The 23168-nt window shown below is 34.7% G+C and carries 21 protein-coding genes and 1 pseudogene; 14 read left to right on the plus strand and 8 right to left on the minus strand.

The genetic code is table 11. The features are described from left to right. Positions 1–9 precede the first annotated feature (9 nt). Entirely contained in the window at positions 10–579 is a 570-nt protein-coding gene (gene priC, locus HBL79_RS03605) for a primosomal replication protein PriC (RefSeq protein ID WP_081637526.1), read from the plus strand. Positions 580–581: 2 nt separating this feature from the next. On the opposite strand, the gene HBL79_RS03610 is transcribed toward priC, so the two are convergent. Then, entirely contained in the window at positions 582–932 is a 351-nt protein-coding gene (locus tag HBL79_RS03610; protein WP_035687123.1) for a helix-turn-helix domain-containing protein, read from the minus strand. A gap of 197 nt (positions 933–1129) precedes the next feature. On the opposite strand from HBL79_RS03610, the gene HBL79_RS03615 reads away from it, so the two are divergent. From HBL79_RS03615 to HBL79_RS03675, 13 genes are all read left to right on the plus strand, one after another. Further along, complete coding sequence (locus HBL79_RS03615) at positions 1130–2035, plus strand: helix-turn-helix transcriptional regulator (protein ID WP_035687121.1); 906 nt, start codon at positions 1130–1132, stop codon at positions 2033–2035. A gap of 14 nt (positions 2036–2049) precedes the next feature. After that, the gene (locus HBL79_RS03620) at positions 2050–2370 is read left to right on the plus strand and encodes a hypothetical protein (protein ID WP_017805889.1); all 321 of its coding nucleotides are present in this window, start codon (positions 2050–2052) and stop codon (positions 2368–2370) included. A gap of 27 nt (positions 2371–2397) precedes the next feature. Next, positions 2398–3528, plus strand: coding sequence for an HMG-box domain-containing protein (locus HBL79_RS03625; RefSeq protein WP_233570715.1), 1131 nt, complete (start codon positions 2398–2400; stop codon positions 3526–3528). 8 nt (positions 3529–3536) lie between these two features. After that, complete coding sequence (locus tag HBL79_RS03630; protein WP_051128088.1) at positions 3537–3914, plus strand: hypothetical protein; 378 nt, start codon at positions 3537–3539, stop codon at positions 3912–3914. A 13-nt stretch (positions 3915–3927) separates the two neighbouring features. Continuing rightward, complete coding sequence (locus HBL79_RS03635; protein ID WP_035687118.1) at positions 3928–4473, plus strand: hypothetical protein; 546 nt, start codon at positions 3928–3930, stop codon at positions 4471–4473. Between the two features lie 40 nt (positions 4474–4513). Then, positions 4514–5398, plus strand: coding sequence for a hypothetical protein (locus tag HBL79_RS03640; protein WP_035687115.1), 885 nt, complete (start codon positions 4514–4516; stop codon positions 5396–5398). A 12-nt stretch (positions 5399–5410) separates the two neighbouring features. Further along, complete coding sequence (locus HBL79_RS03645; protein WP_035687112.1) at positions 5411–7450, plus strand: P-loop NTPase family protein; 2040 nt, start codon at positions 5411–5413, stop codon at positions 7448–7450. A 207-nt stretch (positions 7451–7657) separates the two neighbouring features. Further along, positions 7658–8455: a YaaW family protein gene (locus HBL79_RS03650; RefSeq protein ID WP_035687106.1), complete on the plus strand. Its 798-nt coding sequence runs from the start codon at positions 7658–7660 to the stop codon at positions 8453–8455. 40 nt (positions 8456–8495) lie between these two features. Then, positions 8496–10199 (plus strand): dynamin family protein, encoded by a 1704-nt coding sequence (locus tag HBL79_RS03655; protein ID WP_035687103.1) that lies wholly within the window; start codon positions 8496–8498, stop codon positions 10197–10199. A gap of 56 nt (positions 10200–10255) precedes the next feature. Next, positions 10256–12451 (plus strand): dynamin family protein, encoded by a 2196-nt coding sequence (locus HBL79_RS03660; protein WP_035687100.1) that lies wholly within the window; start codon positions 10256–10258, stop codon positions 12449–12451. 2 nt (positions 12452–12453) lie between these two features. Continuing rightward, positions 12454–14028 carry a dynamin family protein gene (locus HBL79_RS03665; protein ID WP_035687097.1) on the plus strand — a complete coding sequence of 525 codons (1575 nt, stop codon included), beginning with the start codon at positions 12454–12456 and terminating at the stop codon, positions 14026–14028. A gap of 15 nt (positions 14029–14043) precedes the next feature. After that, positions 14044–14703 (plus strand): HEPN domain-containing protein, encoded by a 660-nt coding sequence (locus HBL79_RS03670; RefSeq protein ID WP_035687094.1) that lies wholly within the window; start codon positions 14044–14046, stop codon positions 14701–14703. Between the two features lie 121 nt (positions 14704–14824). Beyond that, entirely contained in the window at positions 14825–15145 is a 321-nt protein-coding gene (locus HBL79_RS03675) for an HI1450 family dsDNA-mimic protein (protein ID WP_017805882.1), read from the plus strand. Between the two features lie 105 nt (positions 15146–15250). On the opposite strand, the gene HBL79_RS03680 is transcribed toward HBL79_RS03675, so the two are convergent. From HBL79_RS03680 to tsaE, 7 genes and pseudogenes are all read right to left on the minus strand, one after another. Next, a complete protein-coding gene (locus HBL79_RS03680) occupies positions 15251–16558 on the minus strand; it encodes a nucleobase:cation symporter-2 family protein (RefSeq protein ID WP_017805881.1) in 1308 nt (435 codons plus the stop codon). A gap of 154 nt (positions 16559–16712) precedes the next feature. After that, the gene (hflX, locus tag HBL79_RS03685) at positions 16713–18071 is read right to left on the minus strand and encodes a ribosome rescue GTPase HflX (RefSeq protein ID WP_035687091.1); all 1359 of its coding nucleotides are present in this window, start codon (positions 18069–18071) and stop codon (positions 16713–16715) included. Between the two features lie 2 nt (positions 18072–18073). After that, positions 18074–18364: an RNA chaperone Hfq gene (gene hfq, locus HBL79_RS03690; RefSeq protein ID WP_035687088.1), complete on the minus strand. Its 291-nt coding sequence runs from the start codon at positions 18362–18364 to the stop codon at positions 18074–18076. 117 nt (positions 18365–18481) lie between these two features. Then, positions 18482–19408: a tRNA (adenosine(37)-N6)-dimethylallyltransferase MiaA gene (miaA, locus tag HBL79_RS03695; RefSeq protein WP_035687084.1), complete on the minus strand. Its 927-nt coding sequence runs from the start codon at positions 19406–19408 to the stop codon at positions 18482–18484. An 8-nt stretch (positions 19409–19416) separates the two neighbouring features. Then, on the minus strand, positions 19417–21390 hold the full coding sequence (gene mutL / locus HBL79_RS03700; RefSeq protein WP_035687081.1) for a DNA mismatch repair endonuclease MutL: 1974 nt from the start codon (positions 21388–21390) through the stop codon (positions 19417–19419). Between the two features lie 8 nt (positions 21391–21398). Beyond that, a complete protein-coding gene (locus HBL79_RS03705) occupies positions 21399–22646 on the minus strand; it encodes an N-acetylmuramoyl-L-alanine amidase (RefSeq protein ID WP_035687078.1) in 1248 nt (415 codons plus the stop codon). 12 nt (positions 22647–22658) lie between these two features. Then, positions 22659–23134 (minus strand): annotated as a pseudogene (gene tsaE / locus HBL79_RS03710) (tRNA (adenosine(37)-N6)-threonylcarbamoyltransferase complex ATPase subunit type 1 TsaE). Positions 23135–23168 lie beyond the last annotated feature (34 nt).

Consider the following 23168-nt stretch of genomic DNA (forward strand, 5'->3'; position numbering starts at 1 on the left):
ATTCCCTGTATGAATAAAATAATAGCTAAATCTGATCAAATTCAATGTTTAAAGAAAAAAATTACACAATGTTATCGGCAGTATCAGTTTACTGATGAACAAAAAATTTATGCAAAATTCGACCGCACTTTATTTAGTGAAGATTATCAAACTTTTGCATTTTATCGTGCTGAAATCACTCAAACGCTTACACAGCTTGAAAAGTTACAAGATCAAGAACAATATCAATGCCAATTTTACAGTAAAAAATTATTAGCCCAGCTACAAGCATTACTAGATGCCGCTTCTTCTCCTCATTTTGAGAAAAAATTACGGAAAGAAAAAACAACCTCACCTTATCGGGTTAAGCAAAAAAATGAGATACATCAGCTCCCTCCAAGAGAACGCTTAGAAAAATATTATGAAGCATTGCAAGCACTGAATGATAAAATTGCATTACAGAAAGATCAATATTATCTCGCAACGGATGAATTAGAAAAGCAACAGCTCCAACGACATATTACTCATACTCAGCAGAGAAAAGCACGTTGTTTGGAGGCGATTGCTACATTGGAAGAATACTTGAGTTTAACTAAATAAAGTCAATCTTCTTTATGTTGTTTCCAAGTTAGTATCCGCTCAATGATATTAATCAGTTCTGCACGTTCATAAGCCTCTAAGCCAATAAGTAAAAGTTCTAATTTTCTGGCCTGATCCATTGAGCGATTACTACTAAGGGTGATTAAATCCGCGACTTCACAATGAAAAATTTCTGACAATTCTAGTAGTCTTAATACGGAAGGAACTGATTTTCCACGCTCCATTCTTGATACTGCATCATTGCTAATATCTAATTTTTCGGCTAATTCAGCTTGAGTCATTCCTACTGCTCGACGATATTTTGCAATTGCTTGTCCAATTGTTCGCAATAACTGTTCACTTTTGCTCAACATAGCTAACTCCTTACTGTTAAAGGAGAAATAATAGGTCTTGACTTCTTTTCATAAATAGCGGAGCATACTTAGATTAGATGTTAAAAGTCTAATATGAGAAAAGTAAGAAATTTTTTTCATCCCGACACAACCTGTCGTCGAATTTTCTGTTTATTGCCATAGAATAAGAACATCAATAATTCTTCAAAGGAAATAAAATGAAAAGCACAACACAGCTTGCCCAGCGAATTAGTCTTATTTTAGTCGAGCTTAACAAAGGCAAACGTATTGATGTTAATGAACTTGCAGATGAGTTTAATGTATCTATAAGAACCATTCAAAGAGATATAAAAGAGCGGCTTAATTTCTTACCTTGGGATGAGTTAGGACCTAGATTTTATCGATTAGATCGCCAAAAATTAGATATACTGACCGAAGAAGATATTCAACGCTTTGCCCTTTTTGCCAGTGTTTCTAATTTATTCCCAGAGATTGATAAAGTGTTTTATCAAGAAAAGCTCACACAATCCGTGCAAGTGAAAGGCGTTCAATATGAAAATATCAGCCATTTAAAAGAACAATTCAACGAGCTTCAATTAGCCATTCAGCAAAATAAACTGATTTCATTTAAATATAAAAAAATAAATAGTGAACATTCAACATTTTATCAACTCGAACCTTATTTATTAACTAATAAAAATGGCATTTGGTATCTTATTGGCACAGATAAAAATCAAAATGATAAACAAAAAACATTCTGCTTTACTCAAATTTCACAATTAAAGGTTTTATCTGAAACATTTATTCCTAATCAAAAATTTATCGAAAATATTAAAAATAGCGATTCATTATCACATGGAAATGTAATGCCGGAAGTGGTGGTTCGAGTTTCTGCTTTTGCCGCGCCTTTTTTCTTACGCAGAAATTTATTACCTAACCAAAAGCTGTTACATAAATTAGAAAGTGGAGAATTATTACTTTCAGCACAAAATATCAGCCAATTAGAAATTTTACCTCTGGTTCAATATTGGATTCCGCATTTAACTATTATCAGCCCTCAAAGTTTGCAGGAAGAGTTAAAAGATAATTTACTTAATTATTTGAATAAGATTGAAAAGATTTAATTCGGAGATTAAAAATGCAATTAGATACCCTAGATACAGCAACATTAAATAAACTAATTAGAAATAAAATTAACTTTTCGATCAAAACAGAAAATTTTATTGATGATGTGGCTTATATTGAAGAGCTTATTGAAAGAAATGGCTTTACTTGCCGAGTTTATACAGAAAATCGTTCAGTGGGAATGGGAGCTGGTGTGTTCCGAGGGGTTGGGGCTTTAATTGGAATAGCTACTGCTGTTGGTATCGGCATTCATAATTTCTTAACCTATAACCCAGATTTTGAAATTGGTAAAGATTTTATCAATAGTCGTATTAATGTTACTTATAAAAAATAATAAATTAATAGGAAATAAATTTATTTTATGACAACAGTAACCTATTCTCAAGGCAGATTAATGACAGATACGATGGCAACAACCATTTCTACTTTTAAAGGTTTTGTTAATCAATTTGATATTAGTGAAAGTGCTGATCGTAATATTATTGATACTCAGAGTTCTGAGGTTGATAAATTAATCTTTGATTATTTGATTGAAAATAACCCATTTCGGAATAAAAAATATTCTTTAAACCAAGTCATAAATTTCGCTAAAAGGAATCATAAAACCTTAAAGTTATTAGATGGAAAGTATATTCAATCCGATGAAAATGGAAAATATTTCCTTTGTCCTGATGCGTTATTAAAAATAAATGGTCAAAAGGTTTTAGCAGTAGCTTATGCTGGAAAATTTAATTTTTTTGTATTACCTATTATTGAATATGCAGTTTATCACGCAAAATCAATTGATACATTTTTTAATATTTTATTAAATTTCAAAGAAATCATTTTCACAAACAAAGCATTAGATTTTTATTTAATGTTAGTTGTTAAAGAGGGAGTATATCTCTTATATGATTTAAATAGACTATCAATTTATTTTCATTCTAAAAATGATAAAGGCATTATTGGAATAGGTAGTGGATTTCAACTTTTTATTGAAAATAATAAAGAAAAGTTTAGTAAAGATAACGCTTTATTAGAAGATGTTCATTGTTATGCAATGAAAAATGATCCATATACGAATAATTTAGTTGCAATGGTAGATTTCAATGGCGATAAAATTATTCAAAAAAATCTTATTCTTATTGAAGACTCATTAATAGAGAAAGAAGAGTTTATAAAAGAGAATAGCAATAAAACCTTTAAAAAAGAAATTAGCAATGAAAAAATTAAAGCCTTAGTGAAATGTAAACTAAATTTTTCTATACAGACTGATGATCTTTCAAGAGAAGCATTAAGGGTTGAACGTATTATTGAAGAGAATAACTTTAGTTGCCGTGTTTATACTGAAAATCGTTTAGCTTCAGTTGGTCTTTCGATTTTTTTACCTAATATCATCGGGGTTGCAACATTAGCGGGTATTGCCGCACATAATCTATTAACACTTAATCCTGATTATGAGATTGGAAAAAATATTATTGATAGCCAAATTAATATTACTTACAAAGCTTAGAGGTGAAAATGAATTTTGAAAATTTAACTTTAGATGGCATATATAAAAAATATAATTTTAATTCTTTTAAATCCACTGAAATTAGTGATCAATTTATCAATACATTAATTGAACAGAAAATGAGTTTTTCTATCGAAGCTGAAAATATTCAGCAAGAAGTTGAACGAGTAGAAAGACTTATTGAAGCCAAAGGATTTAGCTGTCGGGTTTACACTGAAAATAGATCGTTATTATGTGCTGGCAGCTTAGGCTCAGGCTCGATTAAACAGCTAGGATTATTAAGTTTAGCTTATATTGCCATTCATAATCTTATAACTATTGATCCTGATTTTGAAATCGGAAGAAATTTTATGAGCGGCAGAGTAAATATTACTTACAAGAAATAATAGGGAAGAGAAAATGAAAAAATTGACTATGTTTACGTTATTAACTGCAATAGCAAGTCTTTCAAGTAATGCTCGTGAAGTTAATATTGATGATTATGCTTATTTTAGTCCAAGCGTACAACAAGACATAACGACATCAAAAGAGTTTATTCAACATATTGATAAAACGGTTGCCGCTATTCGCAAGCAGGAAGGAGAGGGAGTTCGTTATTTTAACCTTGCTACGGGTGAAGAATTATTTTCAGATAAGGATATTAAAAATACTTTTTTAAATCGACAAGGTATAAAACCTTTTCATATTGATTGCACTCTTCGTGAGTTTGAAGATGTAGAAGAAGGTGATGCGTCTATTTATTACAGAAACCCCAATGAAATTCCTGAAGGGATAGGCGACTCTGATGTTTCTGATTTCCGCGTTTGGGGTGGTGCAATATTAGCGGTAGATAAAACCTATCCGACAAACTATTGGTACTATTATATTACGCCAGCCAGAGGAATAAGCGATGGATATGAAACAAAATTAATTACAGATAATGATTGTTGGGCTGTACCATTTTAAAAAGCAATGAATGAATTATTAATCAATTAGTGAGGAAAAAATGAATAGAGAGTTATTAGAAGTCATAGTTGGACAAGCACTAAATTATTCCATATTACGGATAGAAACAGATACGGTATTTTCTAATCTTTATGATGAAGGATTATTAGACATATCGAAAGAAGATCAAAATGAATATGAACTTTATAAAGAAAAGATACATTACTTGATTAAATTTATTTATGACGAAGGATTGCTTGGGTTTCCTAATTTATTTGAGCTTCCTGATGAAGAGGATAATGATAAGAAACTAATTTTTACTCATAAAATAAAATTAACTATTCTATTATTCAATGAAATATATAAGGATACTACTCCAGAAATGACAGATGAAGAGTTTCGTCAGGTGTGCTTAGATAAAGTTGATGAGGAACTCAGAAAATTAGATGAAATGGAGAGAGAAATAGATGAATTGGAAAAAGAAATATCCGAATCGAATGATGAAAAACAAATAACAACTTATTACGATGAATTAGTAAATTTTTACAAAAATGATTTATGTTTAACGAAAGAAGCATTCATTGAAAAATATAAAAATAGTGTTTTTCAATCGGAAACAATCACGGATAAATTTATTGAAAAATTAATTAAGGAAAAAATTAGTTTTTCTATAGAGGCAGATAATTTCTCTGAAGAAGAAAATAGAGTAAAAGAAATTATTGAGGAAAATGGGTTTAAGTGTCAGATTATTTCATTAGAGACTACGCTCTCTAGTTTCACAATAGCAGCAAGCGCAAGCGTAGGAGGGGGATTGTTTGGTAAGCTATTAAATCGTTCTTCTAATACTAAAAAAGCTAAATCTGCGAATACATCAGTAATTGATCCCGATTTTGAAATAAAAACAAACCCTGTAAATAAACAAATTCAAGTAATTTACAAAAAATAAGGAGGAAATAAAATGAGTAACAATGCTTTCGATATTATTATTGTTGGTGATAAATTTTCAGGGAAAACAAAATTTTTAAATGCTCTAATTGGAGAGGATTTATTAAAAGTGCCAGCGACTAATAATTCTAATCCATTAGATGGAATACATTGCGAGATTATTTGTGTAAAAAATAGCCATTTGCAGGGTGAGCACTCTAATTTTTTATATGATATTTATCAACAAGAAATAACAGGTAAAAAAAATATAAGTTCAGTGATTGCTTATGATAGCAATCATAAAATCATAAAAAAATGCACTACTATTGGATATGAAGAATTGTATCAATGGCGTTGTGATGAACAGGTCTCTCAGATCGAAATATCTTCAAATTTTAAAATTATAAAACAAAATATAGATTTAAATTTCTATGATTTTAATTCTAGTAGAAATAGTAAAAAGATAGTTGAAGCTATAAACAGTAATAATTATGGTATTGTTTTTTATATATTATCTGCATATGAATATAATGAAGAAGAGGGGGAGAAAAATCCACTTGATAATAACAATATAGAATTACTTCGTGAGATACAATCTATAATAAAACAAAACCATAACAAAGATATTGTTTTTATATTAAACAAATCAGATTTCTATTTTGATAGTAATAGAGAAATAGAAGTATTAGAGAGTTTAAAATTAACTAAAGATTATCTTGAAAAAATGGGTTTTAAAAGTAATAAGATTATCCCAGTATCTGCTTTACAAACAAGATTTTTTCAACGATTGTCAAGTAATTATTTTGATAAATATAGGTATTTAAGCGTGCCTGATGCTCCAGAAGGATTAGATGCCGCAGATATGTACACAATAATACAATTATTTAGAAATAATATATTTGAAGAAGGAAAATTTCCTTTACTTAATGAACTTTCTGAAAAAGAAAAATTAGAATTATCTCAATATTTAGAAAAAAGAGAAAAATGGCTCTTAGAATGTTATCAAGAACAAGAATATAAACCATACAGTGAAAATGCTCCTTCAAAAGCTGAAGTAATAAAGGGCTTTCATAGTGCAGGAATTGGGACAGTATTGTTTTTAATAGAAAAAAGGATTAAGGAAATTGGATTGCTTGAGAATATAGAGAAAAATGATAATAGAAAAACTCACTCAAATGAAAAATTTGAATTAGCTTTAGAAGAAGTTTCATCATTAATAGAAAGTGATAGACAGCTTGAAAATAGTGGTATTTATTCTGCTTTAAATATGCTTCGCAAGAATACGACTAATAAAAATGATAATGCAAAAAACAATTTAATTAGACTATTTAATTTATTAGAAGTAATGAATTTTTATTTCACCAAAGAAGAAAAAAACAATAATGATATTGGTTTTAATGAAAATCTTGATAAAGAACTTGAGTTCCTATTAAATACAAATATAAAAGAATGGAAAGGCGTTGCTATCATTTTTGAAAAGATGGATCAATTTTTCAATGAATATAGTTTAAAATATCGCAATGAAGATAAGCTAGTTGAGCCTTATTTCTCTACGGTCGAGGATTTCTTTATGCTAACGCTTATAGAAATAATTGAAGAACTTTCTAAACAGAACCTTATTGATATAAAAAATCCTCATAGCTTTAATATTCTAACTGCCATATATTATTATGTTATTGCTTATTATAATATGGATAAATATGATTCTAAAAAGGCATTATTACATATCGCCGATATAATTGGCTATTTTTCGACACTGATCAGTTCCAAACCTGCCTATTGCTATTCTAAAGACTATATTGATATGAATCTGGATAGCTATATTTCTGGTTTATCTATTTATTTAAGTGGTAGTTTAACAGGAAAACCAAAAGAAGTCGGCTATTTCCTATGGAGAAAAACATATAATATTATCGATCAATTGGTTTTAAAAATTATTTCCAATTTATTTAACGAAATTGATTTTTATAATATTCCAGATACTTATGATTTAGAAAATGAAATAGAAAACTTATTTAAAGAGGACATAGACGAGGAAGATGAGGAGGAAATATGGTTTGGTCAAACATTTTAGGACCTAATGTTCAATATTGCCCAAAGTGTGATTGGGTAAGTACATATCTTATTTACAATGATGTTTTGTTTTTATCACATTGTGAAAAATGTAACACTGCATTAAAACTAAAACCTTTATCGGAATGTAGTTTAAAACAAAAGGCTTATATTAAGTTGTTTGGCATTAATATAAAAAAATAAATTTGATAATTCAGGAGAATAAAAAATGGCATATCGTGAAGATGAAGATCTAAAATTTTTAAGCAAATTAAGTGATGAGGAGCTTTCTCCTTTGGTTGATATTTTAATAAAAGATGAGAAAGGGGCATATAGGACTACTGAAGAACTAACAAATTCATCTAGTTATAAAAAATATGCTCCAAAACATCATAAATATTGGAAAGAAATTGCGGCTGAAATTCAATTATTTGGAGGAAATACACTTGCTTCTTTATTTAGAGGTGGTAAAGGTGTGCTTTATAGAGAGGTATTAATTGATGTAGCAAATAAATTAGATGTTAATTTTAGTAAAAATGCTTCTACAGAAAGAATTGAACAAAACTTACTTTTAAAATTGTTTGAGGATTTAACTGAAAAAATTTCTCAAGAACAATTAAAAGAATTAAGTAAAGAATTTAATTTAAATTTAACTACCGTTACCCCAGCAATATTTTCAAGTAGTTTAATGGGGGTATTTGCTCAGACTGGAATGAGAACTTATCAATTATCTACCTATATGTCAGATATACTTCTGAAATTTATGTTTGGTAGAGCAATGATGGTTAGTGCAGGCTCAGCAACTGCACGAATATTATCTATTTTTACTGGTCCTATTGGTTGGTCGATTATGGGGGGTTGGACGTTATTCGATATCGCTTCACCAGCATTTAGAGTAACTGTACCTGCGGTAGTTTGTGTCGCATCTTTACGAATTCAAAGGAGATTAAAAGAACAAGAAGAAAAACAAATTGAGAAAGAAAAACAGATTGAAAAAGATGAATCAATTGTAAAATTAAATATGTAATCTTATTAACTTATTCTATCTTAAACAAAAGAGGTCATTTATGGAAAGTCGCAGTAAATATTTACAATATATTAATAATGCAAGTCAAATTATGTCATCACTAAATTTAAAAAATGATGAACTTGATAATTTGAAAAGTGCGGTAGAAAATACAGAATTATTAATTCCTGTCGTTGGTGCATTTAGTGCTGGAAAAAGCACATTACTAAATTCATTTTTAGGAAATAATCAGCTTCCCACTGCAATAACACCAGAAACAGCACTTGCTACTGAATTACGTTATAGCCAAAATGAATATATTGAGGCAGTAGATTCTGAAAATCAAATTCATCGTTATGAGATTTCAGAATTAATGACTATTAAAGATAATGCTCAAAACTACCGTTTTTTGAAACTTTATTTGAATAATGACAACCTTAAGGCAATTCAACCGTTAGTTTTAGTTGATATGCCGGGATTTGATGCACCAATTAAAAACCATCAGGAAGCTATTCTTAGTTATTTAAATAAAGGTGTTTATTTTATTTTTCTGACTTCTATCGAAGACGGAAATATCACTCGCACAATGCAACGTGAATTAGATAATTTAATTACATTGAAGAAAAAATTTAGTTTTGGTATTACTAAGACTAATTTACGTCCACAAGAAGTTGTTGATCAAGTCTATCAACATATTAAAGAACAACTGGTAGAGGATTATGACTATACTCAAGACATTATGTTGTTAAATAATGATGGTGGGGCAAATTTAAAAGAAATTTTGTCTTCAATTAATCCAGAAGAACTTTTTAAATCTCTCTTTTTAGATGTTTTAAAAGATAAGGCAATAAGTTTAGTACAAACAATAAACTTAACGATAGCTACACTAAAAGAAACCGATAAAGAATCAAAAGAAAAAATAAAACTTCTTCAAGAAAGTATTAGAAATTTAACAGAGGAAAGAGAAAAACTCGCCGATGAAATTAACGCGAAGTATTCTGGGCAACAATTAACTGATGTAGCAAACAAAGTTGCAAATGGGCTACTTCAAGAAAAAGATATATTAATCTCATTAGCGATGAATAATCCACAAAGTTATTCTGAAGAAGTTGTTGATATTTCAAAAAATCTACTTATCCGAGAAATGGAGCGTAAATTTCAAGAAATTAATAATGAAATCTCTCAGCATATTCAACTTAAATTAAATAATATCTTTAGTGGTGAAGACGCTAATTTTGCTCACGATCTTGATATTGGTCGTGTATCAGAAAGTGCAAAAATTTTACTCGAAAAAGCTCAAAATGGTATTAGCACAGTATCAAATCATTTAAAAGAACTCGCTGATTCAAAAAATGGTATGTATAAGAGTATTATTGGTTCATTAGCTATTGCAACTTCCGTTGTTAACCCTGTAATTGAAATCGCTATTCTCTTCTTACCTGAAATTATTAACTTCTTTCAACAACAAGCAAAAGAACGACAAATGCGAGAAAAGGCGGAGCATAATTTTGTTTATGAAACCGTACCTCAAATTAAACGGAAAATTCAAGAGCAACTTCCTTCGCTATTAAAACAACAGATTGAAAAACAAATTGAGCAATTAAATGCTCAAGTTGAAGTTTCTCTCAAACAGAAACAGCAAGAAATTGAAGCGGCTGAAAATGAACGTCAAGAAAAAGGTGCTGAAATTGAATCTCGTTTAGCAGAGCTAGAAGCTGGTAAACAAGAACTCAGTACCTTATCAAATCAAATTTTATTCGACTAATATGTAATAGCAAAGAAAGGGGGAAGAAAAGCTCCCCCCTTATTTAAGGAGTAATTATGAGTATTATTAATACTTATGAAAAAATCTTAAAAATTGTAGAAAAGAATAACCTTACTAAACAAAATGAAGTTATTCGAAGTGAACTTAATCTTGGTTCACCAGCAGAGTGGAAAAAACATTTAGAGGAAATTCAACAAGAAGGACGTTTTTTACGCATTGGGATTGTTGGGCGAGTTAAAGCTGGGAAAAGCTCTTTATTAAATGCACTTTTATTCGATGGAAGAGATGTATTGCCTAAAGCAGCAACACCAATGACAGCAGCGTTAACAATGATCAAATATGCTGATTCAATTAGTGCAGAAGTTGAATTCTTCTCTCAATCTGATATTGACGATTTTCGAGGAAAATATGAGGCTTATCAAGATGAGTTCAAAAAGAGAGAAAACGCTGCATTAGAAGAGCAAAAAGCAAGAGATCCTGAAAAAGTAGCAGCTCCTGAAAAAGCAAGACAAAAAGCCGAAAGAGATATGAAAAATTCCTCTTTAGCTGCCTACTATGATCAATATAAACGTATTCATGACATTTTGAAATCCAACCCTAGCTATGAAAGTAATTTAGGCAAAACAAACGAACTCAAAGCTGATAGCTATAATAAATTGATGGATGAATTACAACAATATGTTGGTGCTGAGGGCAAATTTATGCCGTTGACGAAGTCGGTAACCTTAAGCATTCCAGAAGAAAGCTTACAGGGATTGGAAATTATTGATACACCAGGACTAAATGACCCTGTACAATCACGCAGTATGCGTACAGAAAATGAGCTTGCTAAATGTGATGCTGTACTCGTTATTTCACCAGCTGGTCAATTCTTAAGCCAAAACGATACTGAGTTACTCGATAAGTTGGTAAATGTTCAGGGAACACAAGAAATTTATCTTATTGCTAGCCAATCAGATAATCAGCTTTATGGTCAGGAATATAATGACGACTATCCGAGTCAAACATATCAACAGATTGTAGACACACTGACGGCTTCAAGAAATAGTATTTTAGAAGGAAGCGATATTCCTAATACAATTGTAGAAAAAATGAATAAACACCCAGTGCTTTGCGTTTCAAGTATGGGTTATTCATTGCTAAAAAATATCAATAAGCCTGATGAAAATTGGAATAGTGGGGAAAAAACGCTTTATGGTAACTTGATGATGAAATTCCCACTATTATCGAATAGAGAAATATTGCGAGAACAACTCAATAAGATAGCAAATATTGATGTGGTCCAGGGAATAATCAAAGATCTAAGAGAGAGAAAAACGGAGATCCTAAAAGATAGTTTGCAAAAATTTGAAACATCGAAAAAGAATCTTCTTGAAAAATATCGCGATAAATGGATAGAGGAAATTGAAACAGAAATTAAGGAAATTGAGAAAGGAGATATTGAGGAAGCAAAACAAGAGCTTCAAAATTTACAACAGAAAACAGCACAGATAGAAGATGAAATTGGTGATATTTATGATGACTATATTTATGAATACACAAGTGATTTAAAAAATATTCTAAGAGTTAAAACAGAGCAGATTAAATCTCAGTTAGAAACTGGTGTGAATAACGAGGAAAAAACGAACACTAAAACTGTTACAGTAAAAGATGAAAGTTCTTGGACGAATCTCTTTGGGCTTTTGGCTGGAACCCATACAGAAACAAGAACAACCACTAAAATAAATGCGGGAAGAGTACGCCATTTGATGCAACATTTTATCTCTATGTTAGAGGAAGAGCTAAATGATATTATCGAAGCTAAAAGAATAGAATTTAAAAGAAAAATAAATAAAGGAGTAACAAATAAAATGGTGAATATTATTGATGGACACGAATTGCAACCTGATAAAATTAGAAGATCACTAAATAATATTATTGCATTAATTCCAGACAGACCTTTTACGATAAGAAAAGATATTCCAATTTCTATTAATCAAAGTGGCACAATAATAGGAAGCGATGTAGAAAGATTCCTTGATAAGTTATTTGATTATACTGGGAAGCTATTTAATAATGTTTCGGAAAATCGAATTACTTATACGAATGAAATAGGAAACCGTCTAAAAGAGTATGATTTAGCCAAAAAATTAACAGAGGAGCTCTCAGGGAATTTAGAAAAATTAATTAAAGATATAGAAAATAAAGAATTTACTGTATATCAAAAAAATAAGATTTTAAATTCATTTAAAGATGTGTTGGGAGATAATTAAAAATGAGTCAGCAAGAGGATATTGTAAAGTTACAAGCTTTATTAAAATCTACTATTTCTCTACTTTTTCATAAAAAAGAAGCTATAGAAAATTTAAATAATATCTCGGAACACATTGCTCACTTAGAAAATGAAATTTTAGTTAAAGAAAATTTCATTAATAATAGCAAGATACAGATAGAGGGATTATCTCAACATCTTCTAGAAAAGCAGGAAAATATAGAACAGTTACAGGCTGAGTTAAATATTTTTTCTCAGGAACGATCTAAAAAAGAGGAAGAAAGAAAAAAATTAGATGCTGAAATTAAAGATCATAAATTACGTCAGAATTTAATCGCAAAGCTCTTATCTGCAAAGAATAACCATTCTGCGATAAGAGAATATTATCGTTTATTAGAAGGGGAATTTATCCCCTTTATAAATACCTTAGCGGTTTTACCTGATAAAGTAAATATTATTTTTGAACTTCAAGAAATTGGACAAGAACTGAAAATGATCAGTGCAAATCCTGCTTTTTATCAAAAACGTACTATTGCGGTTTCTGGGGGATTTAGTGCGGGGAAATCCGCTTTTATCAGTTCTTTATTTCATCAGAAAAAAGGCGAAAAAAGGTTTCATTTAGCAATAGATGTAACCCCAACAACAGCGATTCCTACTTATGTCTTAAATTCAGATAAGAAGTCATTTTTGGCTTGTAACAATAATGGGGGGATCATTAATTTATTGGAAGATGAAACAGGAAAAGAGAATTTCGCTAATATCAAAAAATTTACAACACATCAATTTCTTGACTCTTTTGGCTTTAAATTACAGCAGTTAATGCCATTTATCTTTTTATCAACACCAATGAAATATGAACAGCTCTGTTTTATTGATACTCCGGGATATAACCCTGGCAGTCAAGAAATGACAAATGATGATGGAAGAATAGCTAAAGAGTTTATTGGTAATTCAGAAGCATTAATTTGGGTTATTGATTGCACAAATGGCACGATTAGCCAGACCGATCTTGAATTTTTAGAAAGCGTTTTAATACCAGAAAAAATGATACCGCTATTTATCGTGCTAAATAAAGCAGATCTTAAGCCCGAAGATGAATTAAAGGACATAATGGAGGTGGTTAAAGAAGAATTAGAAGATTATGAGATTCCATTTAAAGGCATTTCTGCATATAACTCTAATTGTGGGAAAGAATTAGACTTTATTAAGTTATCGTTAAATGATTTTTTAACAGAATTTGATACAAAAAATGATAATCAACATAAAGAAATCAAAGAACGCCTAAATAAAGTTAAAGATAAATACACTAAGGCTTTAACCGAAAAATATAACCATCATAGAAAAATATTTGGAGAACTAAATAAAATTGAAACACTGACTATCGGAATGAATTTTGAAGATTATGATGAGGAACAAGAAGTAATAAGTACGCTACAAGACTTGAAAAAATCATTTAAAGATTATGAGAATTTTAAGAAGTTCAGTAATAAAATTGAAGAAATTATGCATCAAATGGAAATCGTTATTGATTATATTTTTTGTTCATCATCAGAAAATAACAACCACACTCTTAAATAAAATTAAGGAAAAACAATGAATATAGAAGAACTTATAATTCACTTCAAACAAAACCGCGATCACCTCAACTACTCCGATAATTTCAAGCTAAGAATTCACCGCTCTTTGAGTTGGTTGAAAAAAGCGGAGGAAACGGATGAGTTAGATAGTCAATTTATTTATCTGTGGATTGCCTTTAATGCGGCATATGCAAAAGAAATTAAAAATTTAGAAAATAAAGAGCGGTTAAATTTAAATGAGTTTTTATTGCGTATTTGTGGTTTAGATGAAAATAAAGTGATTTATGATCTTGTTTGGAAAAACTTTTCTCAATCTATTCGCTTATTAGCAGATAACAAATTTATCTTTCAGCCTTTTTGGGATTATCATAATGGGAAAATAAGTGAAAACGAATATTTGATAGCTGAGATAAAAGAAAGGGAAAAATTATTTTCTGCCTTAGAAAATCAAAATATTGATCGTATTTTAGATGTATTATTTAGACGGCTTTATACATTGAGAAATCAAATTATACACGGTGGGGCGACTTTTAATAGCTCAGTAAATCGCGAGCAACTAAAAACAGGGTGTAATATTCTTTCTTTATTTTTACCTGTTATGCTAGAAATTATGATGAAAAATCATAATGAAATGGATTGGGGAAAGCCGTTTTATCCAGTAGTTAAGGATTATTAATAAGATATTGAAAAATAGGACATATGGATTTATTACTGTTTCTAAGGGGGCTTTTTTAACTTGTAATATGATGGTCTTTATTTGATAATGCTTTCCTTTGTATATGGTTAAAGGGGGAATGATGAAAGAAAGAAAAAAACTTGATCCTGATGCTGCAATTGATATGGCATATGATATTTTTTTAGAAATGGCAGGAGAAAATTTAGATCCAGCAGATATATTGTTATTCAATTTACAATTTGAAGAGAGGGGGGCGGTTGAACTTGTGGAAACTGCTGATGATTGGGAGGAAGAGATTGGCGTATTGATTGATCCTAATGAATATGCAGAGGTGTGGATTGGTTTAGTTAATGAACAGGATATTATGGATGATATTTTTGCAAAATGCCTTATATCTTATTCTGAAGATAACCGAGAGTATCATATTATTTGGAAGAAATAAGGGGGGTATTATGATATTAAACGATGAGATACTGTTTAGTTGAGTCTTTTTAAGAAACTAGCCTGGGTAATACAGGCTAGTTTTTTTATAGGCGTCCTCAATCAATTATTTGTTTTTAGACGATTGTTTATCCTGTGGTAGGATTAAATTAAGGACAAGTGCTAGTAGAGAGCCAACGGTAATGCCAGAACCTAGAACCTCTTTGAAGAAGTGCGGTAGTTTTTCAAGTAATTCTGGGCGAGTCGTTACGGCTAAACCACAGCCAATAGAAATGGCGATGATTAGTCCGTTGCGTTTGCTTCGTTCTATGCGATCTAACATTTGAATACCTGCTGCGATGATCATTGCAAACATCATTAAGCCAGCACCGCCTAGTACAGGAAGGGGGATAGATACGATTAATGCACCAAATACAGGGAACAAACCTGCAAGTACTAGTAATCCCCCAGTAATTGCCACAACATAGCGACTTGCCACTCCAGTGAGGGAGATCACGCCAATATTCTGTGAGAAAGAGGAAAACGGTGTCGTGGACATTATTGCGGCTAATGCTGAGCCTAGTCCATCACAAAGTACACCACCACGTAAATGTTTGCCCGTAATCTCAGTTTGAGTTGCATTACCTAAGGCAAGAAAGTTACCACTGGATTCAACAATGGTAACTAAGTAAGCAATGGACATTCCAATGATTCCCGAAATGGGAAAGGCTAATCCGAAATGAAGAGGTTGTGGTACAGCGAAAATTTGTGCGTGCTTCACGCCATCAAAATTCACCCAGCCAAGAGCGAGTGCCACGATATAGCCCGTCATCATTCCGATCACAATTGCGGCAGCGGAAAAAATGCCTTTCCCCCATTGCACTAAAACGACTACGATAATAAGAACAAAGGTTGCCATCATTAAATTCTCTGGTGTGGCATAATTAGGATCTGTACGTTGCCCACCGGCAAACCAATCCACTGCGACTGGGATTAAGCTTAAACCAATCATCATTACCACTGTTCCTGTTACCACTGGTGGGAATAATTTGCGGATATAAGGCATAAAAAAGCTACCGATAATCATCACGAGTGAACCAATTAAAGAAGCCCCTAGAATGCCAGCAACGCCCGCTTCACTAAAGCCAATGGCAAGTGCAGCTGCAACAAAGGTAAAACTGGTTCCCATTACGCTTGGCAGACGAATGCCAATTGGGCCTAAGCCACGGCATTGGATAATAGTAACGACACCAGAAATCAATAATGCAGCATTGACGAGCGTAATTGTGTCTGTGGTCGAGAGTTTTAGTACATTGCCAATCACCAATGGCACGGCAATAATTCCGCCTAAGGCAGCGAGTAAGTGCTGAGCAGCAAGCAAAAGGCTGAGTCCAAAAGGTGGTTTGTCTTCAACGGAATAAAGTAGGTTGTTCATAGGCTTTCCTAAGGTAAGAGATAAAAATAGGGCGAATTATACTAGATATTTTATTTTAAGCAATCGTTTGCTTTGGGGGTTAAAAGCGATATGAATATTTATCTTACATAATATAGCAACGTGAGATATTATCTGATGAAGTAAGGGCATTAAGCTATGTTTGATAGTGGATTAAGTGCGGTCGTTTTTTGAGGAGTTTTTTCCATTCGCTTTGCTCAAGATTAATCTCAAGTAAAAACTCACCTTGCTCGCTAATTTGCTCTTGGCGAATACAACCCATTTCATACAGCCAATGGCGAATTTGTCCCTCTTGTGGCGGGAGGTTTAGGCGTAAGTGCAGCATATTTTTACTGAGCCGTTGGCGGATCGCGTCCGTTAATAACTTAATGCCTTGTTGCTGGTGGGCAGAGATGTACACGGCGATAGGGCGATTTTGCTCGTCATATTCAATATGCGGAGCGAGATTTTCCACTTGATCAATTTTGTTATAGACCAGTAAGGTGGGAACGCTATCGGCTTGAATTTCTTGCAATACCTCATTTACCGCTTGAATATTGTCTAATTTTCGTGTGTCCGTACAATCTACAACGTGCAACAGCAAACTCGCTTCGGTAGTTTCTTGCAAGGTGGATTTAAAGGCGGAAATTAAATCGTGTGGTAACTCACGGATAAAGCCCACTGTGTCCGCCAAAATAGTCGCACCGATGTCTTGAATGGTTAAACGGCGTAATGTGGGATCTAAGGTGGCAAAAAGTTGATCTGCAGCGTAAACTTCCGCGTTCGTTAGCACATTAAATAGCGTGGATTTTCCCGCATTGGTATAGCCCACAAGGGAGAGGGTAGGAATATCCGCTTTTTTACGCGTTTGGCGATTTTGATTCCGCTGTTTTTCCACTTTATTGAGCCGATTTTGCAGTTGAGCGATCCGCACTTTGATTAAACGGCGGTCGCTTTCTAACTGAGTTTCCCCCGGTCCACGCAAGCCCACCGCCCCTTTTTGTTGATCTAAACCCGTTTTACGCCGTACCAGACGGGTGGCAAGGTGCTTTAATTGGGCAAGTTCCACTTGTAATTTCCCCTCGTGAGAGCGGGCGCGTTGGGCAAAAATATCCAAAATTAAGCCCGTGCGATCCACTACGCGGCATTCGCAAAGGGCTTCTAAGTTACGGGTTTGGGCGGGGGTTAAGCAATGATTTACTAAGATCACATTGGCATTGTAAGTTTGCACCGCTTGGGCGATTTCTCCCGCTTTGCCTTGTCCGATAAAATATTTGGCTTGCGGTGTGGCTCGGCTTGTGGTGATTGTGGCAGCGATTTCCACTTGAGCTGATTTCGCTAAAAGTTGAAATTCGTTCAAATCATCGAGGTTTTTCTCAGCCGAGAAAAAGGCTTGCACGATAATGCCACGATCTCGCACGGGATCGGCTGTGGAGGGAGTTTCTGACGATGAGAAAAGTGCGGTGGAAATTTCATCTAAATTTTGCACCGCACTTTTAGGGTATTGATTATCCAAAATTATTCAGCTTGTGGTTCAGCACTTGGTGTTGCAGGCGTTTCTTGTACTGCGTTGTGTTGATTATGAGATTGATTGTTGTGATGAGGAACGGCACGTGCTGGAACAACTGTAGAAATTGCGTGTTTGTAAACCATTTGGTTTACAGTGTTTTTCAATAAAATCACAAATTGATCGAATGATTCGATTTGCCCCTGTAATTTAATGCCGTTTACTAAATAAATGGATACAGGAATGCGTTCGCGACGTAGTGCATTTAAATAAGGATCTTGTAATGATTGCCCTTTTGCCATTTTTTTTCCTTCTTGGTTATATTAATTATAATAAATAAACATACGGAGGAGGATGCCCGTATTGTCTCCGCCTGCCAATATAGCAATAATTTATCTTGATGTCATCTAGATATTTTATCATTTTAACGTTTGCGTGATTTGTGCTAAGGCGTTTTCTGGTTGTAAGCTGTCGAGCCAAGTGAGTGGTGATTTCCAGCCGCGTAGCCAAGTGATTTGGCGTTTGGCAAGCTGACGTGTAGCACAAATCCCGCGAAAAACCATTTCTTGATGATCATATTCACCTTGCAAAAATTCCCACATTTGACGATAGCCTACGCACCGAATAGAGGGCAAATCTGCGTGCAGGTCGCCGCGTTGGTAGAGTTTTTCTACTTCTTGTTGAAAGCCTTGCTCGATCATTATATGAAAACGTTGCTCAATGCGTTGGTGCAAGACTTGGCGTTCTTGCGGGGCAATGGCAAATTGGCTGATGTCATAAGGCAACGCTTCGCCCTTTTGCTCCGTTAGCTCGGTGAGGGATTTTCCTGTGAGGTAAAACACTTCCAACGCACGGTTGATCCGCTGGCTATCGTTCGGGTTGATCCGCTGTGCGGAAACGGGATCGATTTTCGCTAGCTCTTGATGTAACCCATTCCAGCCGATTTCTTCCGCTTTCTGTTCGATTTCTTGGCGTAAGCCCTCATCAGCGGCAGGCAAAGGCGAAAGCCCCTCCAATAAGGCTTTGTAATAAAGCATTGTGCCGCCCACCAAGAGCGGAATTTTCCCTTGCTGGGTGATGTCTGCCATCTCTCGCAGGGCATCTTGGCGGAAATTAGCAGCCGAGTAGCTTTCACTTGGATCTTTAATATCAATCAAACGATGCGGGGCTTGTGCTAGTTCTTCCGCATTGGGTTTCGCCGTGCCAATATCCATTCCACGATAGATCAAGGCGGAATCGACACTGATAATTTCAACGGGAAAGCGTTGATGTAATTTGATGGCTAAGTCGGTTTTGCCTGAAGCCGTGGGCCCCATCAAGAAAATAGCACGAGGTTTGTTTGACATTCTGTTCCCTAATTTAAATAATGTTGCCAATCAATGGGGATCAGCAGTTGCGATAAGCGAATTTGGTTTTGCTGGTGGAGCAGGCTTTCGATTTCCGTTAATAAATTCACCGCGTCGCCAAGCACATTAATCTCAGTATAGTCGAGTTGCTCGCAAAGTGCGGTGAGAAATTGAGCGAAATTTTCGCTGTGCTGATTGAGTAAATTGCCTACGCATTGTTGTAAATTTTGCTGACGCAGACAGCTTGGCACAAGGGTGAGGCTGATACGGTGCTGAGCGAAATTTTCGTTGAAAGCGAAGCCTGCTTGCTCGAAAAATGCCTTTTGCTGCTGCCACGCCTTTTGTTGTGTTTCATCTAAGCGGAACAGAATGGGGATCAATAAAGGCTGCTGCTCAATATGATCTTGTTGTAAGCTGAGCCTGATTTGCTGGGTCTGCAACGCCTTTATAGGGAGCAAATAAAATTGCTGGGCTTGTTGCAATAGCAGGGCTTTGTTTTCCACCAACGCAAGAGTTCGCAAAATCGCGTTGTTGTGCGGAATGGCAGAAAGATCCTCAGGGCCTTGAATTTCCATTCGGGGCGTGGTTTGCGATGTAGCCGAAGCCCCGCCCATCAACTCGGCATAAGCCTGACGCTCAGTTTTTGAAATTGACGGCGTGTAATGCTTTTGGCGTTGTTCAAAGTGCGGTGTGATTTCCGCATTGTTTTTTTGCTCAGCGGGAGAAAGGCTCTCTCCCTCGCCCTCATTTGGAGCGGTAATGTTATAGAAAGCCTCGTTTGTAGGCTGAAAGATATTTCGCCCCGCTGCCGCTCGGTTTGTCGTGCCTCTTGGCGTTCCTGCAAAAGGCTGCCAAATTCCCGCTGGCTCTTGTACGCTTGAGGATTGTGGTTTATGCGATGGCTGATTGTGTGATTGCTCGGTCGTCCCCTCTGGTTGCGTGAGATGATCGCCATTCCCAACCTGTTCAACAAAGCCTAGCTCTTGGCTAGAAAGCAACGCATTTTGCACGCCTTGATAAATAAAATCGTGGACTAAACGGGATTGCTGAAATCGCACCTCGTGTTTAGTGGGGTGAACATTCACGTCCACGTCATTGGGATTGAGGTCGATAAATAAAATATAAGCGGGGTGTTCATCACGCCCTAAATAATCCGCATAGGCTTGACGAATGGCGTGGGTGATCACTTTATCCCGCACCATTCTGCCGTTCACATAGCTATAATTTAAGTCATTTTGACTGCGTTTAAAATTCGGTGCTGCCACCCAGCCCGAAAGATGAAGATCATCGTGCTTCCAATCAATGTGCAAAGCGTGCTGGATAAATTCCTCACCGCAAATCGCGGCAATGCGTTTTAATTTTTGCGAAAAATCCACCGCACTTTTATATTGTCGTACCGTTTTCCCATTGTGGGTTAGGGTAAAGGCAATATGAGGTTTGGCGAGGGCGATACGGCGGATCACTTCGTCAATATGGGCAAATTCCGTTTTATCGGTGCGTAAAAATTTGCGTCTTGCGGGAGTGTTAAAAAATAAATTCGCCACTTCAACGGTTGTACCTACGGGGTGAGAGGCGGGGGTGATGGTGGTTTCCATTTCTCGCCCTTGAGCATACACCTGCCACGCTTCTTTTTGTTGCTCGGTGCGAGAGGTGAGGGTGAGGCGAGAAACGGAGCTGATACTGGCTAAGGCCTCACCGCGAAATCCAAGGCTGAGAATAGCTTCTAAATCTTCAATGGTCGCAATTTTACTGGTTGCGTGGCGAGCCAATGCCAACGCCAATTCTTCTTTCGGGATACCGATGCCATTATCACGAATGCGGATCAGGCTCGCCCCGCCATTTTCCACCTCAATTTGAATGCGTGTCGCCCCCGCATCAAGGCTGTTTTCCATCAATTCTTTCACTACTGAAGCAGGGCGTTCCACCACTTCACCCGCGGCGATTTGGTTAGCTAATTGTGGCGGTAGAATTTGAATTGGCATTGGTGTTCCTACTTTTGTAACTGAATTTTTTGCCCTGTTTGCACTTTGCCGTCTTTCAATTTTGGATTGAGTTTCTGTAAAGTTGGTACAGGGATATTGTATTTTTTTGAAATTCCAAATAATGTTTGACCTTTTTTTACAATATGGAATTTAGGTAGATTTTTTATTTTATTATTGGTGTTTTTATGTTTTGTGATACCTTCCATCTTTTCATTATTATTTACCTCTAGGGGCTGATTAGACGCACCATTACTAGATGTTTTTTTATTGATTGATGTTGCAGATTCATTAATAGAAACAGGAATTTTTAGTATTTTTCCAGCTAAAAGCGTTTTTCCATTAATATTATTTAAAGCAATGAGTGCATCTATATTGACCTTATATGTATTGGCAATACCCCATAGAGTTTCTCCTTTTTTCACTTTATGGCGAATATTGCTGTCCTTCGGCAGTATTTTCTGTTTATATTGATTGTTATTAATCTCATTTTTTATATTATTCCGTCGAAAAGTTACAAGACTTTCATAAATAACGCGAGCAAGCTTTTTCCGATAAGTAGGTGAATTCAGTTTTTTTTCTTCATCGGAATTTGATAAAAAACCAGTTTCTACTAAAACAGATGGAATATCCGGTGAGCGTAGTACACCAAGACTAGCGTGCTGGGGGGTGTTTCTGCTTAGTGTTGTAATTTGTGCAAAACGTTTGAGTATAACATCGCCCAATTCATAACCTACTCGCTGACTATGCCCGAATTGAAGATCTAAAACAGTTTGATCTAAATACTTTTCGTTATGAGAGGCAAGAACTGTACCAGCTCCCCCTAAGAGTTCAGAGCGTTTTTCGTGATCCTCTAGCCATTGCCCCATTTCGCTATTCGCTCTACGATTAGAGAGGACCCACACAGAAGCTCCTCTAAGGTCAGGTGAAACTGATGAGTCAGCGTGAATAGAGATGAGGTAGTTTGCTTTGTATTTTCTCGCTATTTCTGATCGTTGAGAGACAGAAATATAATAATCTCCTTTACGCGTAAGAACGGCTTTAAAGTTAGGATCTTTATCTAGCAGAATTTTTAATTCTTTTGCAATGGAGAGGGTAATATTTTTCTCATAGATCTTTTTAGTTCGGCTGATTGCTCCAGGATCTTTTCCGCCGTGTCCTGGATCAATAGCAATAGTCCATACATTAGCTGCTGATGGAAGAGCGTACAATCCAAATATAATAAAATATGTTATTAATCGATAGGCTTTTGTTATCATATTTATTGCATTTTACGGATTTAACTGTTGAATAATCACATTGCCTTGCGGGCTTTGAGCTTGCAAGCGGAGGTTGCGTGCATCATCGGCATAATCAATATTGATGATTAAATCGGGTTCAGCTAACAGCCCTCGCCCTTTTTCCGACCATTCGATTAAACAAACGCTTTGCGGATTAAAATAATCACGAATGCCATAAATTCTAATTCTTCGGGATCGCTTAAACGATATAAATCAAAATGATAAATGGATTTTCCCGCTAAATGATATTCTTCCACCAAGGTGTAAGTCGGGCTTTTTACCTTGCCATCATAACCTAATCCTTGGATCATTCCACGGCTTAAGGTGGTTTTGCCTGCACCAAGATCACCATTTAAATAAATCACAATGCCTTTTTCTGTCGTCATTTTGCTAACAATTCGCATTAATTTCGCCCCAAAGCGACACATTGTGATTTCATCAGGAATGTATTGGCTAAACTGTTCCATATTTTCTCGGCGATTGGCTAATTTCAGATAAAAA

This window comes from Avibacterium paragallinarum, from assembly GCF_011765605.1.
Lineage (GTDB): Bacteria > Pseudomonadota > Gammaproteobacteria > Enterobacterales > Pasteurellaceae > Avibacterium > Avibacterium paragallinarum.

What these genes read in the sequence shown, in the direction of transcription:
- miaA (WP_035687084.1), bottom strand. Translation starts at nt 19,408, where the DNA reads ATGTCAAACAAACCTCGTGCTATTTTCTTGATGGGGCCCACGGCTTCA.
- mutL (WP_035687081.1), bottom strand. Translation starts at nt 21,390, where the DNA reads ATGCCAATTCAAATTCTACCGCCACAATTAGCTAACCAAATCGCCGCG.
- HBL79_RS03705 (WP_035687078.1), bottom strand. Translation starts at nt 22,646, where the DNA reads ATGATAACAAAAGCCTATCGATTAATAACATATTTTATTATATTTGGA.
- HBL79_RS03665 (WP_035687097.1), top strand. Translation starts at nt 12,454, where the DNA reads ATGAGTCAGCAAGAGGATATTGTAAAGTTACAAGCTTTATTAAAATCT.
- priC (WP_081637526.1), top strand. Translation starts at nt 10, where the DNA reads ATGAATAAAATAATAGCTAAATCTGATCAAATTCAATGTTTAAAGAAA.
- hfq (WP_035687088.1), bottom strand. Translation starts at nt 18,364, where the DNA reads ATGGCAAAAGGGCAATCATTACAAGATCCTTATTTAAATGCACTACGT.
- HBL79_RS03635 (WP_035687118.1), top strand. Translation starts at nt 3,928, where the DNA reads ATGAAAAAATTGACTATGTTTACGTTATTAACTGCAATAGCAAGTCTT.
- HBL79_RS03680 (WP_017805881.1), bottom strand. Translation starts at nt 16,558, where the DNA reads ATGAACAACCTACTTTATTCCGTTGAAGACAAACCACCTTTTGGACTC.
- HBL79_RS03615 (WP_035687121.1), top strand. Translation starts at nt 1,130, where the DNA reads ATGAAAAGCACAACACAGCTTGCCCAGCGAATTAGTCTTATTTTAGTC.
- HBL79_RS03675 (WP_017805882.1), top strand. Translation starts at nt 14,825, where the DNA reads ATGAAAGAAAGAAAAAAACTTGATCCTGATGCTGCAATTGATATGGCA.
- HBL79_RS03620 (WP_017805889.1), top strand. Translation starts at nt 2,050, where the DNA reads ATGCAATTAGATACCCTAGATACAGCAACATTAAATAAACTAATTAGA.
- HBL79_RS03670 (WP_035687094.1), top strand. Translation starts at nt 14,044, where the DNA reads ATGAATATAGAAGAACTTATAATTCACTTCAAACAAAACCGCGATCAC.
- HBL79_RS03660 (WP_035687100.1), top strand. Translation starts at nt 10,256, where the DNA reads ATGAGTATTATTAATACTTATGAAAAAATCTTAAAAATTGTAGAAAAG.
- HBL79_RS03640 (WP_035687115.1), top strand. Translation starts at nt 4,514, where the DNA reads ATGAATAGAGAGTTATTAGAAGTCATAGTTGGACAAGCACTAAATTAT.
- HBL79_RS03645 (WP_035687112.1), top strand. Translation starts at nt 5,411, where the DNA reads ATGAGTAACAATGCTTTCGATATTATTATTGTTGGTGATAAATTTTCA.
- HBL79_RS03650 (WP_035687106.1), top strand. Translation starts at nt 7,658, where the DNA reads ATGGCATATCGTGAAGATGAAGATCTAAAATTTTTAAGCAAATTAAGT.
- HBL79_RS03610 (WP_035687123.1), bottom strand. Translation starts at nt 932, where the DNA reads ATGTTGAGCAAAAGTGAACAGTTATTGCGAACAATTGGACAAGCAATT.
- HBL79_RS03655 (WP_035687103.1), top strand. Translation starts at nt 8,496, where the DNA reads ATGGAAAGTCGCAGTAAATATTTACAATATATTAATAATGCAAGTCAA.
- HBL79_RS03630 (WP_051128088.1), top strand. Translation starts at nt 3,537, where the DNA reads ATGAATTTTGAAAATTTAACTTTAGATGGCATATATAAAAAATATAAT.
- HBL79_RS03625 (WP_233570715.1), top strand. Translation starts at nt 2,398, where the DNA reads ATGACAACAGTAACCTATTCTCAAGGCAGATTAATGACAGATACGATG.